Source organism: Ensifer sp. Root558, assembly GCF_001427045.1.
Lineage (GTDB): Bacteria > Pseudomonadota > Alphaproteobacteria > Rhizobiales > Rhizobiaceae > Ensifer > Ensifer adhaerens.
This window is the reverse complement of record NZ_LMGC01000001.1, coordinates 693,403-705,806: the sequence shown is the minus strand read 5'-3', so window position 1 is coordinate 705,806 and position 12,404 is coordinate 693,403. Positions and strand designations below refer to the sequence as shown.

Below are 12,404 nucleotides of genomic sequence, written 5' to 3'. Positions count from 1 at the left end.
GCAAGGCGGTCTCGGTTGCAGGCACCCAAGACTATAGCTAGGGCGCGCATTTGCGCTTTGGATAGGCGAGAAGGACGCATCCATCAAGGCCCGGCACGCGACAGCTTCGCGCCCGTGACAGGCCTTGGACAGAAACCGGCCGGCCTTCCTGCAAAGCCCGGCCGGAACTTCACTATTCCTTGTTGCTGACGCCGGCCTGGGCAAAGGTCGCCATGCCGCTGTGGCAAGCGGCCGCCGCCTTGACGATACCGGCGGCAAGGGCCGCGCCCGTGCCTTCGCCAAGCCGCATGCCGAGTGCCAGCAGCGGCGTCTTGCCGAGCTTCTCGATCGCGCGCAGATGCCCCGGTTCGCCCGAAACATGGCCGATCAGGCAATGGTCGAGGGCCGACGGGTTGGCCGCCTTCAGGATCGAAGCCGCAGCGGTCGCCACGTAGCCGTCGATGATGACAGGTACCTTCTGGACGCGGGCGGCCAGGATGGCGCCAGCCATGGCCGCGATCTCACGACCGCCGAGGCGACGCATCAGTTCGAGCGGATCGGACAGGTGATCGCGATGCAGCGCCACGGCCTTTTCGACCGCGGCGATCTTGCGCTTCAGCACCTCGCCCTCGGAGCCGGTACCCGGACCGACCCATTCTTCGGCCGTGCCACCATAAAGGCCGAGATTGATCGCGGCCGCGATCGTGGTGTTGCCGATGCCCATTTCGCCGATGCACAGAAGATCCGTGCCGCCGGCAATCGCCTCCATGCCAAAGGCCATGGTCGCGGCGCAATCGCGCTCGGACAGCGCGGCTTCCTCGGTGATATCACCGGTCGGGTATTCGAGTGCGAGGTCGAAGACCTTCAGCCCGAGGTCGTGGCTGACGCAGATCTGGTTGATCGCAGCGCCACCGGCGGCAAAATTCTCGACCATCTGTGCGGTGACGGATGACGGGAACGGGGTCACCCCCTGGCGGGTGACGCCGTGGTTGCCGGCAAAGATCGCCACCAGCGGCCGGTTGACCACCGGCGCCTTGCCCGTCCAGGCGGCGAGCCAGAAGGCGATTTCCTCGAGGCGGCCGAGCGCGCCCGGCGGCTTCGTCAGCTGGGCGTCCCGCTCCCGCGCGGCAACGAGGGCTGCCGCATCCGGGCCCGGCAGGTTGCGCAACAATTCGCGAAAATCATCAAACGGCAGGCCGCTGGCACTCATGGGAGGAATCCTTGCATCATCGTGAAGCTCTATCTACGCCCCTCATAGAGGGCGCCGAAAATTCGGGCAACGACATTTGCGCCAATCGGCGTCGCCGTCTCGATCCGCGAGCGGTCGCAGACGGCCTATGAAAGGTCTGGGAAAAGTGTGCGCGGCCCTCGCGGGTGCGCCCGCCCGGCTTGCGAGACTCGCCGCAGTCGGCGAGTTTGGCAGCGGCCGGGTCAATGGCCGCAACCTTGGAGGAGCCATGGGCTTCGTTGGCGATTTCTGTGACGATGTGGCGCGGTCGATCGGCTTTCTCAGCCGCATCCCGATGCCTGCGCGTCATTTCGAAGGTTATGACGGGCGCTTGAGCCGTGCCGTGCGCGCCTTCCCGTTCGCCGGCCTGGCGATCGCACTGCCATCGGCGGCCGTCGCCATGGCCCTCATGGCGCTGCAGGTGAGCTCGCTCTTTGCCGCCTTTGTCGTCGTCGCCATCCAGGCGCTTGTCACCGGCGCACTGCACGAAGACGGGCTTGGCGACACGGCCGATGGCTTTGGCGGCGGTCGCGACCGCGAAGCGGCGCTTGCGATCATGAAGGACAGCCGCATCGGCACCTATGCGGCCGTCGCCCTCATCCTCTCCTTCGGCCTGCGCGTCTCGGCGTTCGCCTCGATCCTGCCGCTCTTTTCGCCGCTGGGCGCCGCCATGGCGATCCTTGGCGCAGCGTGCCTCAGCCGCGCCGCCATGGTCTGGCACTGGTCGTCGCTTCCGCCGGCGCGCAGCAGCGGCGTCGCGGCCTCGGCTGGCGAGCCGGAACCGGCGGCCACGCGCTTCGCGCTTGCCTTCGGACTTCTTGTCGCAATGCTGCTCTTCTATCTCGCGCAGGTCCCGGCGCTCGGCGTCATCGCGGCGCTCGTCGCATTCCTTGCCACGGTCAAGGGCTTCGCTCGGCTGGCGATGCGCAAGATCGGCGGACAAACGGGCGACACGATCGGGGCGACGCAGCAACTGACCGAAATCGCCGTGCTCGGTGCCCTTGCGCTGACGGTTTGAAACATCGATATATCAAGGGAAAACTGAGCACGCCCATGGAATCTCCCTGCATTCTCGTCTGTTCGATCGATGACAAGACCGGCTACTGTTTCGGCTGCGGCCGTACCCGCGACGAAGTCGGACGCTGGACGCTCTATACCGATGCCGAACGCCGCGCGATCATGAGCGCGTTGCCTGCACGGCTTGAGACCGTCGAACGCAAGCCGCGGCGCGAAACCCGACGCACGCGCATGGCGAGGGAACGCGGCGAAGCATGACCCGTCTTGCCATCCTGCTCTCGATCCTGGCCATCGGCCTCATCCTGCTGATCATCAACCACGACACCGGCCGCACCATGGGGCTTGCCAATGACCAGTTCGGGCAACTGGTCTCGCTCGGCGCCATCGCCACGCTGATCGGCGCCGGCATCCTGCAGAGCCGCCACCGCTTCGGCGAAGGCCTGCGTCAGATCGCCATCTGGCTCTTCGTCGTTCTGGCGCTGGTCTCGGCCTATGTCTACCGCTTCGAGTTGGAGGGCTTCGGTAACCGCCTGCTCGCCGGCCTCATCCCCGGCCGCGCCACCATCATCACTGACAGCGAGGGACAGCAGGAAGTGGTGCTGCAGAAGATGCTGAACGGTCATTTCGAGACCACTGCGACGGTCGACGGCAAGGACATCAGCATGCTGGTCGATACCGGCGCCAGCAACATCGCGCTCACCTATGAAGATGCGGAAAAGATCGGCCTCGACCCGGCCAACCTCAACTTTATCGTCACGGTCATGACAGCCAATGGCCGGGCCCAGGCAGCCCCCGTGATGCTTCAGGAGATCTCGATCGGCCCGATCACCCGCCGCAACATCGGCGCAACGGTCGCAGCCAAGGGCAAGCTCGATCAGAGCCTGCTCGGCATGAGCTTCCTGTCGACGCTGGAGATGCTGCAGATGCGTACCGACGAGCTGCGTCTGCGCGACTGACCGGCATCGGCCCCGGCGCGCGGTCGTGCCACGCATAGAAGCAAGGGGAGCACGGCATGGATTTCATGCGACTGCTGAAGTCGATCGAGGAACTGCTCTATGAGCTCGTCTGCTGGCTGCTGTTTTATCCGCTCACCCTGTGGCGCACGCTGCGCCACCCGCAGGCGATGATGCGCTATGCCGACGTCGAGCTCGGCGACGACCTGCCGGAGCAGTACTCGGATGCGCTGAGCCCGCCGCTTTTTCTGCTGATCACGCTGCTCTTGGCGCATGGGCTGGAGCTCGGCCTCGTCAGCCGCGCAGTTCCCTGGGCGCCGACGTCGCTGCTTGCCTCCGACTCCAACCTGCTGATGTTTCGGGCTGTCGCCTTCAGTATTCTGCCTCTGCTGATGGCCGTGAAGCTCTTGCGCAACAAGGGTGCCAAGCTGACACGCGAGACGCTGCGTCCGCCCTTCTTCAGCCAGTGCTACGTCACGGCACCCTTCGCTTTTGCCATCAGCCTCGGTGGCCAATTGCTCTTGGCCGGGCACAACGCCTTCACCACCGTCGGCGCCGCCTTCGTGGTCGCTTCGATCGTCTGGTACATCGTTGCCGAAACGCGCTGGTTCATGGCCGACCTCGGGCTCTCCGCCGTGCGGTCGCTCCTCCACGTCGTGGTCACGATTCTTCAGGCGCTGCTCGCGATGGCCGTCGCCAGCACGATCATCGCCTATGCCAGCGGAGCCGTGCCGGCGCTAGTACCCTGACGACCGATGGAAGTCAGTTACGCAGGCGGTAGCCGGTGCGGAAGATCCAGGCGAGCACCGACATGCAGACAGTCAGGAAGGCAATGATGATCACCGCGCTGAAGATCGGGTTGACGTCCGACACCTCGAAGAAGCTCCAGCGGAAACCGCTGATGAGGTACAGCACCGGGTTGAAATGGCTGACGGCCTGCCAGAAGGGCGGCAGCATCTTCACCGAATAGAAGCTGCCGCCGAGGAAGACGAGCGGCGGGATCACCAGCATGGGGATCAGGTTCAGTTGCTCGAAATCCTTGGCCCAGATGCCGATGATGAAGCCGAACAGGCTGAAGGAAATCGCCGTCAGCACGAAGAAGAAGACCATGACGAAGGGATGAGCGATCGTCAGATCGACGAAGAGCGATGCCGTCAGGAGAATGATCGTGCCGATCATCATCCCCTTGGTCGCCGCGGCGCCGACATAGCCGAGCACGATCTCCACCATCGAGACCGGCGAGGAAAGCACCTCGTAGATCGTGCCGGTGAATTTCGGGAAATAGATGCCGAAGGACCCGTTGCCGATGCACTGGGTCAGAAGCGTCAGCATCATCAGGCCGGGCGTGATGAAGGCGCCATAGGAAACGCCGTCGATCTCCTGGATGCGGCCGCCGATCGCCGCGCCGAAGACGATGAAATAGAGCGACGTGGAGATAACGGGCGACACCACGCTCTGCAGAAGTGTGCGGCGTGTGCGGGCCATCTCGAAGAAATAAATCGATTTGATCGCTTCGATGTTCATCGCCCTGCCCCCACGATTTCGACGAAAATGTCTTCCAACGAGCTCTGTCGCGTGGAAATGTCCTTGAGCCTGATGCCGGCTTCGGCCAAGGCGGCGAGCAAGGTGGTGATCCCGGTCCGCTCGGCGCTGGTGTCATAATCGTAGATCAGACAATGGCCGTCGCCTTCGAGCGTCAGGTTGTAACCCGAGAGCACGTCAGGCACGCCGTCCAGCGGATGGGCGAGATCGACGCGCAACTGCTTGCGCCCGAGCTTCGACATCAGCGCCGCCTTGTCTTCGACCAGCAGGATCTCGCCGCCGTTGATGACGCCGATGCGGTCGGCGATTTCTTCCGCCTCTTCGATGTAGTGCGTCGTCAGGATGATCGTCACGCCCGAGGCGCGCAGCCGCTCGACCACGTCCCACATGCTCTTGCGCAGGTTGACGTCGACGCCGGCCGTCGGCTCGTCGAGGAAGAGGACCCGCGGCTCATGCGACAGCGCCTTGGCGATCAGCACGCGCCGCTTCATGCCGCCCGAAAGCTCGCGCAGCATGTTGTCCTTCTTGTCCCAGAGCGACAGGTCCTTCAGCACCTTTTCGATATGGGCGGGGTTCGGCTTCTTGCCGTGCAGCCCGCGGGAGAAGGTGACCGTGTTCCAGACGGTTTCGAAAGCGTCGGTGGTCAGCTCCTGCGGCACGAGCCCGATCATCGCGCGGGTCTCGCGGAAATCGCGCACCACGTCGTGCCCCCCGACCATCACCGTTCCGCCGCTCGGATTGACGATGCCGCAGATGATCGAGATCAGCGTCGTCTTGCCGGCGCCGTTCGGCCCGAGCAACGCCAGGATCTCGCCTTCCTCGATATCGAGGCTGACGCCCTTCAGCGCCTTGAAGCCGGAGGCATAAGTCTTCGACAGATTGGAAACGGAAACGATTGGCGCCATGAAAACTGATCCGGAAGGAGGGGCAGAGTCTTGAGGTCCCGCCCTATATGGGACAATTCATTCCGATTTGCAGCCGGCTGGAATGAAAAAACAAGATGACTGTGCGTCAACGAGGCTGAGACAGTCGCGTATCGGCGCCCGCTCCGGCCGATGTCTGCCTCGGGAGCTTGCGGTCAACCAGCCGGTCATGGACCAGCATACCGGCCAGCATTGCCACCACGAAGAGGACCGTTGCCGGCAAGCCAAGCGACAGCGAGGCGAGCGCCGGGCCCGGGCAAAGCCCGACCAACCCCCAGCCGACGCCGAAGATCGCCGAGCCGACGATCAGTCGCCGGTCGATGACCTGATTGTTGGGCAGATGAAAGGCCCCGTCGAACAGCGGATGTTTCAACCGGCGCGTCGCCAGAACTCCGAGCGCCGAAACGAAGACAGCGCCGCCGAGCACGACGGCAAGGCTTGGGTTCCAGTTGCCGGTTATGTCAAGAAAAGCCCGCACGCGGGCCGGATCGAGCATTCCCGACAGCGAAAGACCGAACCCGAATACGACGCCGGAGACGAGCGTCGCGGCAAGGCGGAGCAAGGCGCTGTTCATGCGAAGAAACCCGCAAGGAAGACCGTGACGATCGCCGCTCCCATGAAAGTGGCGACCGCGGCGATCGAGCGGCGCGACAGCCTTGCAAGCCCGACAACGCCATGACCGCTGGTGCAGCCCGAGCCCATGCGCGAACCGAAGCCCACCAGCAGGCCCCCAACCACGAGAAGCGGCCAGGAGGCCGTCACAGTCACCGACGGCCAGGCATCGAAAATGAGGCGGTACAACGCCGGTCCGGCAATCAGCCCCAGTACGAACAATGCGCCCGACGAAGCCTGTACGCCCTGCAGCAGCCGCCCTGCGATGCCACTGATGCCGGCCACCCGGCCATTGGCCACCATCAGGATCGCCGCCGACAGGCCAATCAACAGCCCGCCTACCAGCGCATTCCCGTATTCATTCATGCTTTTGAACCATCCCGACAGAAAATCTGATAGAGCGAGCCGACGAGGCGCGCCACCTTGTCGTGGCTGAGCCGATAGAAAACCTGCTTGGCCTGCCGACGGGTCGCGACAATGCCGGCATCCCGCAACACCGTCAATTGCTGTGAAAGCGTGGGCTGGCGAATGCCCAGCATTTCCTCGAGCGCCGCGACAGAATGCTCGCCTTCGAGCAGCGCGCTCACGATCAGCAACCTGTTGCGGTTGGCAAGTGTCCTGAGGATTTTAGAAACTTCGGCGGCATGCACAGCCATATCGCTGCGCATCCCCGGAAATTGCATGACCGTTCCCATTTCGTCCTCCTGTGGCGTCAAGGAGTGAGTAGGGCCGCCAATGATTGTAGCGGCCAACCAGACACTATCCAAGATTGTTATACGAAATAATATAATATCGTATTACTTATTACAAAACCAGACGAAACGGAGAGATCGGCACGGCCTCGCCAACCCGAGGTTTTCTCATATGCAGAAAAACATATAGAAAATTCAGTCTGTTACAATTGGATCCGAAAATGCCGGGAATCGCCATATTTGGGGCAACCGTTCGGAACGCGACCCGGACGAGTAAAACCTAAAGTATAATACTACTTATTTACGGAATCAGGTCGATTTGCAGATCTTCGCCGACAGCCGGCCAGGAACGCACTCGAACGAAAGCCGGCGCAGGATTTGCTCGGCCGACCACAGCAATTACGCCCAGTTGTCACGAAACCGTGACGCTCTTCGATCAGTTTGCAACGCGCGGGCCGCAACATCGCCCTTTGATTTGCGCTCGTGATTTGCAGGCCGGAGCCTCCCCCTTTTGCTCCGGTCGTTGGGCCGGCCTCCCCGCCGGCCTCTTTTTTTTGCCGGCTTCCGAGCTTCGATAGCCGGCATCTGGAAACCACAGGTGCCAACCGGCTGAACACCTAATCGCAGTGCCGATAACCGGTCTTGCGCGTCCTCAGGTCGAAGTGGAAATGGTCCTTGTGGAACGGGTCGCTGCCCGGGCCGAGTACGGTGTTGAAGTACTTGCAGCTGTCGGAACGCACGGCCTTCAGCAACGCCTTCTCGCGGAAGGCGAAGAAGCCCTTCTTGCGCACGTCGATTTCCTTGCCGTTCTTCAGCACGAACTTGCCGACATCGATGGCGTTGCCGCGCGCATGTTCCGACATCGGATTGCCGCGACGCGAATTCATCGTACGGCAGGAGTAGCCGCCAAGCGGTTTGATCGTCTTGATGCCGGACCAGTAGCGGTAGCGTGACGACGGGGCGAGTTCGTACTTCACCCACTTCGCGAAAGCCTCGGTCACCTCGCAATTGAGCTTGACCGCCGGCTTCACACCGATGCCGCCGGACAGCCCGCTGAGTTCGATCGGATAGTCGATGCCGCAGGACGGACCGTTGCTGATGCGCGGAATGTCGCGGAAGGTGACGCCGAGCTTTTTCAGGCGCTGGCGGCAAGCAATCTCGGAACCGGGCATCGCGCCGGTATATTCGGGCGTCGACATCGGATTGTTGGCGCGCGGCAGGAAGGCGACCTGCTGCGGCTCCTGCGTGCGCTGAAGGCGCTGCTGTTCCATGGCGCGGGCGCGCTGCGCCTGTTCGGCGGCCATCTTGTCCGGCGACAGCGGCGGCAGATCCGGGTCATAGCCAAGGTTCGCTTCGGCCGGCGCGGCGCTGTTTGCGCCGCCGAGTTGGCGCACATTCTCGTCACCAATGCCGCCGACCACCGGCTGGCTGGCATTGCCCTCGGCAATGTCGTTGCTCTGCTCCTCCGCAAGCCCCACCACCGGCTGCTCCACGCCGAGCATCGCATCCATGTTGACGCCCTCTTGGGGAATAGCGCTCGAGCCGGCGCTTGCCGGCTGCGCGCCCGTCGCCACCGCCTCGTCGCTATCGAGCATCGGAAGCGCGCGGCGCGTCTGCTGAGGCGCCGCGTGCTGCGGATTGGTCTGGAAGGTCGAACGCTGCGTGGCGGCCGGATAGGCGGCCACCTCCTGTGCCGGCACGGCATCGACAGGAACCGGCCCGATCGACCCGACCCGCGCCCCGCCATCGATGCGGCCGGGCGGCGAAAGCGCGTCATGGGTCGAGCAGGTGACGAGCGAAAACGAAAGAACGAGCGCCGTCAGCGGGCGATGGAGACGAGTAACATAGGCCATACCGAACTGCGCCTTCCTCCAGGCGGCCCGAAAAAGACCACCGTCATCGCCCCGCTGCCCCTGCCGCCGCCACCGCGTTCAATTGGCACGCAATGGTTGCTACAGCACCTGCAATTGCTGCCTTTTGCCTGTGTCGCAAACCGGGCACAGCGGACAAAAAGCCTGATTTGCCTGGCATTTTATTCAAATACGGTAAACGAAGGCTTGCGCGCCAACCGCTGGAAATGGGGTGTCCGCGCTGCGAATGGTCCATCCATACCGACAAAAAAAGAGCCCGCGTCCTCGTCGGACGCGGGCTCGCATGCTGAAGGCTTGATCGCTTAGGCCTTAGCGGCACTCGCCGCGATGGACGATCTGGAAACCGGCACCACCCGCCTCGCAGGCGTTGGAGAAGGTTTCGATGCGGCTGCCACGCTGGCCGCAGACCGGGGCATATTCGCGGGTGCAGAACTGGCCCTCGGATGGACGGTCGTCCTCCCTGCGGCATTCGCCGCGGCCGATCACCTGGAAGCCCTCGGAACGCGCCTGGCAGGCGTTCGAGAAGGTCTGCGTGCGGCGGCCGCGCTGGCCACACACCGGATTGTATTCCATCGTGCAGGCCTGCGGCTCGCGATCCGGCGGGCGATAGTCCGGACGGCACTCGCCGCGGTGGATGACGTTGAAGCCGTCGGCGCGCGCCTGGCAGGAGTTCGGGAAGCTGCGCATACGATTGCCGCGCTCGCCACAAACCGGCGCATATTCCATCGTGCAGGCCTGCGGGCGCGTGGGCCTCGGCCCCGGCCGCGGCTCGTCGACGACGACGGTACAGGCGGAAAGAAACCCGAGCGCCAGCATCATGAGCGCGATCGGCCGGGTCAGAAGTAGTTTGAGAAGTGCCATGGTGTCCCCTCTGGTGCAGCGGCCGGCAACCGGAGCGACGCCCCGTCGAACACCTCCCGCTTCTCGCGTATCTATCCCCGGCGGTGCTGAGGTCAAGACGGAGAATGTCTCCGTGCACGACAACCGGTGTGACGACGGCGGCACCTAAACGCGTATCCTTGCGACAGCATTGCGGCCGACCCCGAATGAAAAACCCGCGCGGCGTAGCGCGCGGGTCGCAATCGATAAACCTGTGGCGTCAGGCGGCGCGGCCGTAACCCGCGTGCGAGCCTGAAGGCTGCAGCCGGAACTTCGTCAGCAGCGACTTCAGCTCGCGGCTTTCGGCCGCCAGCGTCTGGCTCGCCGCCGTGGTTTCCTCCACCATCGCCGCGTTCTGCTGGGTCATCTGGTCCATGCTGTTGACGGCGACATTGACCTCCTGCAGCCCGGTCGCCTGCTCCCGCGCGGCCGTGGCGATCGAGGCCACCTGCTCGTTGACCCGGTTGACCTGCGCCTCGATCTCCGCGAGCGCCTCGCCTGTGGAGCGAACCAGATCGACGCCGGCGCCGACCTCGCGCACCGAGGCGCCGATCAGTTCCTTGATCTCCTTGGCGGCTCCGGCCGAACGCTGCGCCAACTCGCGCACTTCCTGTGCGACGACGGCAAAGCCGCGGCCCGCCTCGCCGGCGCGCGCTGCCTCGACCCCGGCGTTGAGCGCCAGCAGATTCGTTTGGAAGGCGATCTCGTCGATGACGCCGATGATCTGGCCGATGCGACCGGACGAGCTTTCGATCCGCCCCATGGCGTCGATGGCATTGCGCACGATGCCGCCGGACTTTGCGGCGCTGGTCCTGGTCCGGTCGACCATCTCACGCGCTTCGTTTGCCCGTTCGGAGGCATGGCGAACCGTCGAGGTGATTTCGTCCAATGCCGCGGCCGTCTCTTCAAGGGCGGCTGCCTGCTGCTCCGTCCGGCGGGAAAGATTGTTTGCCGCTTCGGAAATATCGCCGGCGCTGGCGGTGACGATCTCGGTCGAATGCGAGATCGAGCCGATGACATCACGAAGGGCTGCGACGGCCGTGTTGAAGTCGTCCCGCAGCTTGCCGTATTCCGGCGCGATATGGCTGATCTCGGCGGTGAGGTCGCCACTCGCCAGGAGTTCGAGCGCCGCACCAACGGTTTCCATCGTCTCGGCCTGCGCCTCAGCCGTCGCCCGCTGGCGCTGCTCGTTGCCGCGCCGCTCGGAACTCAGTCGCTCCTGCTGTTCTGCCTCACGCGAGCGCAACACCAGCCGTTCGCGCACCGAGTCACGCAGGACAACGAGGACCTTGGCCATCTGGCCGATCTCGTCGCCACGGTCGGTTTCCGGCACCTCCGAAGACAGATCTTCGTCGGCGATCGCCCGCATCGAGGCCTTCAGCTTTTCGACCGGCTTGACGACGCTGCGCACGATCGCCAGTGCCGCCATCAGGATGGCAAGAGCGGCGGCGGCAAGAATGCCGGCAACCTGCCAGGCGCGGTCGCGGAACATCGCCGCCAGGTCGTCGGCATAGACGCCGGTCCCGACCACCCAGCCCCAGGGCTTGAAGCCGGCAACGTGCGAATACTTCAGCACCGGCGCGTCGGCACCGGGCTTCGGCCAGTAATAGTCGACGAAACCCTGGCCGCTCTTTTCGACGGTCTTTACGAACTCTACGAAGAGCTGCTTGCCGTTGGGATCCTTGTTTTCGGTGAGGTCCTTGCCGTCGAGCTCCGGCTTGATCGGATGCATGATCATGGTCGGATGCATGTCGTTGACCCAGAAATAGCCGCTGCCCTGGTAGCGCATCGCCTTGATCGCTTCGAGCGCGCGCTTCTGCGCCTCCTCGCGCGGCAGCGTGCCGGCCACTTCCAGCTTGTGATAGGCGTCGAACACGGCGATCGCGTTCTCGTCCATCGCCGCAAGCATCGCCTTTCGTTCGCCGACGAGCTTTTCCTGCGCCTGGAACAGACCGAAGGTCAGCGCCGCCGCCATGGTCAAAAGCGCGAATGCCACCAGCGCGTAGAGACGCGCCGAAATCCTGAATTTCTTCATTGCCAATCCCCTGCCCCTCGGCGCTCCCCGCGCCGCCCCAAATCCTGGCGCCGCGGCATAGCCGGCAGGCACTCCCAGAGCCTGCAGGTTAGGATGAGGTCTTTGCAAAGCTCCTAACGAGGAACCCCTAAATTTGGCATTCCTCATTCACCCCCTTCGAAAGTATAACGAGCCGGCACCTCAAGGACGTTGCCGGCATTTGTGCGGCAGCGGGGTCTTCCCTCCACAAGTGCGCTCGGGTTACATCTTGTCTCCAACAGGGAGACAGGCTGCATGACCGAACAGACGAGACCGACCGGCGAACTCACCTTGCGCACGCTCGCCATGCCGGGCGATGCCAATGCGGCGGGCGACATCTTCGGCGGCTGGGTGATGGCGCAGATGGACCTGTCCTGCGGCATCCGCGCGGCAGAACGCGCCCGCGGCCGCGTCGTGACGGCGGCTGTCAAGGAAATGGCCTTCGCGCTGCCCGTCAAGATCGGCGACACGCTCTGCATCTATACGGACGTGCTCAAGGTTGGCCGCACCTCGATGACGCTCAAGGTCGAAGCCTGGGCGCAGCGTTATCTCTCGCATCTGATGGAAAAGGTGACGGACGCGATCTTCGTGATGGTCGCGCTCGACGAGAACGGCAAACCGAAGCCGGTGCCGGCGGAAGAATAGGAGCGCGGCG

Annotated in this window: 14 protein-coding genes; 5 read left to right on the top strand and 9 right to left on the bottom strand. The window is 63.8% G+C overall.

Going from position 1 to position 12,404, the window contains the following annotated elements; all coding sequences use genetic code 11:
- Positions 1-172: 172 nt before the first annotated feature.
- A complete protein-coding gene (gene cobT / locus ASD63_RS03525; protein WP_034795180.1) occupies positions 173-1,189 on the bottom strand; it encodes a nicotinate-nucleotide--dimethylbenzimidazole phosphoribosyltransferase in 1,017 nt (338 codons plus the stop codon).
- A 247-nt stretch (positions 1,190-1,436) separates the two neighbouring features.
- Here cobT and ASD63_RS03520 point away from each other — a divergent pair, with 247 nt between their 5' ends.
- From ASD63_RS03520 to ASD63_RS03505, 4 genes are read left to right on the top strand one after another with little or no spacing between them, the layout of a single operon-like run.
- Positions 1,437-2,225, top strand: a complete 789-nt coding sequence (locus ASD63_RS03520; RefSeq protein ID WP_034795183.1) for an adenosylcobinamide-GDP ribazoletransferase — start codon at positions 1,437-1,439, stop codon at positions 2,223-2,225.
- 35 nt (positions 2,226-2,260) lie between these two features.
- Positions 2,261-2,482 (top strand): DUF1289 domain-containing protein, encoded by a 222-nt coding sequence (locus ASD63_RS03515; RefSeq protein WP_034795186.1) that lies wholly within the window; start codon positions 2,261-2,263, stop codon positions 2,480-2,482.
- A complete protein-coding gene (locus ASD63_RS03510; protein ID WP_034795190.1) occupies positions 2,479-3,180 on the top strand; it encodes a TIGR02281 family clan AA aspartic protease in 702 nt (233 codons plus the stop codon). The genes ASD63_RS03515 and ASD63_RS03510 overlap by 4 nt, the downstream gene beginning before the upstream one ends.
- A gap of 56 nt (positions 3,181-3,236) precedes the next feature.
- The gene (locus tag ASD63_RS03505; protein WP_034795206.1) at positions 3,237-3,926 is read left to right on the top strand and encodes a hypothetical protein; all 690 of its coding nucleotides are present in this window, start codon (positions 3,237-3,239) and stop codon (positions 3,924-3,926) included.
- A 13-nt stretch (positions 3,927-3,939) separates the two neighbouring features.
- Here ASD63_RS03505 and ASD63_RS03500 read toward each other — a convergent pair whose 3' ends face one another.
- From ASD63_RS03500 to ASD63_RS03465, 8 genes are all read right to left on the bottom strand, one after another.
- Complete coding sequence (locus ASD63_RS03500; RefSeq protein ID WP_034795209.1) at positions 3,940-4,701, bottom strand: ABC transporter permease; 762 nt, start codon at positions 4,699-4,701, stop codon at positions 3,940-3,942.
- Positions 4,698-5,624 (bottom strand): ABC transporter ATP-binding protein, encoded by a 927-nt coding sequence (locus tag ASD63_RS03495; protein ID WP_034795212.1) that lies wholly within the window; start codon positions 5,622-5,624, stop codon positions 4,698-4,700. The genes ASD63_RS03500 and ASD63_RS03495 overlap by 4 nt, the downstream gene beginning before the upstream one ends.
- Positions 5,625-5,730: 106 nt before the next feature.
- Positions 5,731-6,216, bottom strand: coding sequence for a YeeE/YedE family protein (locus ASD63_RS03490; RefSeq protein ID WP_034795216.1), 486 nt, complete (start codon positions 6,214-6,216; stop codon positions 5,731-5,733).
- On the bottom strand, positions 6,213-6,620 hold the full coding sequence (locus ASD63_RS03485) for a YeeE/YedE thiosulfate transporter family protein (protein WP_034795219.1): 408 nt from the start codon (positions 6,618-6,620) through the stop codon (positions 6,213-6,215). Before ASD63_RS03485 ends, ASD63_RS03490 begins: the two co-directional genes overlap by 4 nt.
- Positions 6,617-6,949, bottom strand: coding sequence for a metalloregulator ArsR/SmtB family transcription factor (locus tag ASD63_RS03480; protein ID WP_034795232.1), 333 nt, complete (start codon positions 6,947-6,949; stop codon positions 6,617-6,619). Before ASD63_RS03480 ends, ASD63_RS03485 begins: the two co-directional genes overlap by 4 nt.
- A 614-nt stretch (positions 6,950-7,563) precedes the next feature.
- The gene (locus ASD63_RS03475; protein WP_060528789.1) at positions 7,564-8,799 is read right to left on the bottom strand and encodes an extensin family protein; all 1,236 of its coding nucleotides are present in this window, start codon (positions 8,797-8,799) and stop codon (positions 7,564-7,566) included.
- Between the two features lie 327 nt (positions 8,800-9,126).
- Complete coding sequence (locus ASD63_RS03470; RefSeq protein WP_034795236.1) at positions 9,127-9,678, bottom strand: Kazal-type serine protease inhibitor domain-containing protein; 552 nt, start codon at positions 9,676-9,678, stop codon at positions 9,127-9,129.
- 238 nt (positions 9,679-9,916) lie between these two features.
- Positions 9,917-11,731 carry a methyl-accepting chemotaxis protein gene (locus ASD63_RS03465; RefSeq protein WP_060528788.1) on the bottom strand — a complete coding sequence of 605 codons (1,815 nt, stop codon included), beginning with the start codon at positions 11,729-11,731 and terminating at the stop codon, positions 9,917-9,919.
- A 273-nt stretch (positions 11,732-12,004) separates the two neighbouring features.
- Here ASD63_RS03465 and ASD63_RS03460 point away from each other — a divergent pair, with 273 nt between their 5' ends.
- On the top strand, positions 12,005-12,394 hold the full coding sequence (locus tag ASD63_RS03460) for an acyl-CoA thioesterase (RefSeq protein ID WP_034795240.1): 390 nt from the start codon (positions 12,005-12,007) through the stop codon (positions 12,392-12,394).
- The last annotated feature ends 10 nt before the right edge of the window (positions 12,395-12,404 follow it).